The sequence below is a fragment of the Kitasatospora sp. NPDC057542 genome (assembly GCF_042801945.1).
In the GTDB taxonomy this organism is placed as follows: domain Bacteria; phylum Actinomycetota; class Actinomycetes; order Streptomycetales; family Streptomycetaceae; genus Kitasatospora.
On sequence record NZ_JBHVFE010000843.1, the window covers coordinates 1 to 1362 of the forward strand.

1 protein-coding gene is annotated in these 1362 nt (G+C 74.2%); it reads left to right on the top strand.

Translation table 11 applies throughout. The annotated features are described in order from the left end of the window. Window positions 1-132: 132 nt before the first annotated feature. The coding region (locus ACFU7Y_RS43990) for a serine hydrolase domain-containing protein (RefSeq protein ID WP_380772080.1) at window positions 133-1362 on the top strand (1230 nt) is incomplete at its 3' end.

A 1362-nucleotide genomic window follows, 5' to 3' on the forward strand; every position in this document is an offset into this window, starting at 1 on the left:
TGGTGCTCGACGTCCCCGCCCTGCTGCTCGGCGCCGACCCCTGGCAGCTGCTGACGGTCTACGCCCGGCAGACCGGCACGTACCAGGACCTCACGGCGGGGAGCTGCTCGCCGACGGCGAAGGTGGGGTCGCATGGCACGTCGTACGTTTGTTTCCGCGTTGGTGGGGGCGGTCTGTCTGGCACTGGCCGGGCCGGTGGTCTCGGCGGGTGCGGCCGAGGCCGCCGACGGGCGACCGGGCCCCGGCGATCCGCGGGCGGCGGCCCTGCGGGCGCTGACCGATGCCGGCGCGGCCGGGGCGATCGCGGAGGTCAGGGACGGGAAGGGGGTCTGGCGCGGCGCGTCCGGCGTCTCCGACCTGGCCACCGGCGCACCGCTCCGCACGGACGGACGCTTCCGGGTCGGCAGCGTCACCAAGGTGTTCATCGCCACCACGGTGCTCCAGCTGGTCGGGGAGGGGCGGATCGGCCTGGACGACCCGGTCGCGCGGCACCTGCCCGGGCTGGTCCCGAACGGCGACCGCATCACCGTCCGCCAGCTGCTCAACCACAGCTCCGGACTCTGGGACTCCACCAACGAGAAGGGCGGGGTCTTCCCCGACTGGACGGACTCGGCGGCCATCCGGAACTGGCTGGACCAGGGCGGCCTGACCCGGCACATCACCCCGGCCCAGGTGGTGGCCTCCTCGGTGGCGCACGCGCCCAACTTCCCGCCGGGCACCGGGTTCGGCTACTCCAACGTCAACTACACCCTGCTCGGCATGATCATCGAGAAGGTGACCGGGCACGGCTACGCCCAGGAGGTCACCGCGCGCATCCTGCGTCCGCTCGGCCTCGCCGGCACGTACTTCCCGGGCGCGGCCACCGATATCCGGGGCCCGCACGCACACGGCTACTGGACGCTGCCCGAGGGCCCCGGTCCGGAGGACAGCAGCGACCGGGACGTGACGGTGGCGAGCCTCACCTGGGCGAACTCGGCCGGCGAGCTGATCTCCACCCTGGGCGACCTGAACCGCTTCGACAAGGCCCTGCTGGGCGGCCGGCTGCTGCCGCCGGCGCTGCTGAAGGAGATGGCCGCGACCGTCCCGATCGAGGCCGGGGGCGTGCCGACCGCGCTGGGTTACGGGCTCGGGCTGGCCAGCCGGCAGCTCTCCTGCGGTCCGGTCTACGGGCACAACGGCTCGGTGCCCGGGTACAGCACCCAGCTGTGGAGCTCGGGCGACCGGCAGGTGTCGTTGTCCGTCACCCCGCGCGGCGACGAGGCGCAGTTCACCGCGCAGATGCAGGCGGAGGCCGGCTTCCTGGAGCAGGCCTTCTGCGGCAGCGGACAGGGGGCGGGCGGCGCGCCGGCCCCGGCCGGAGTC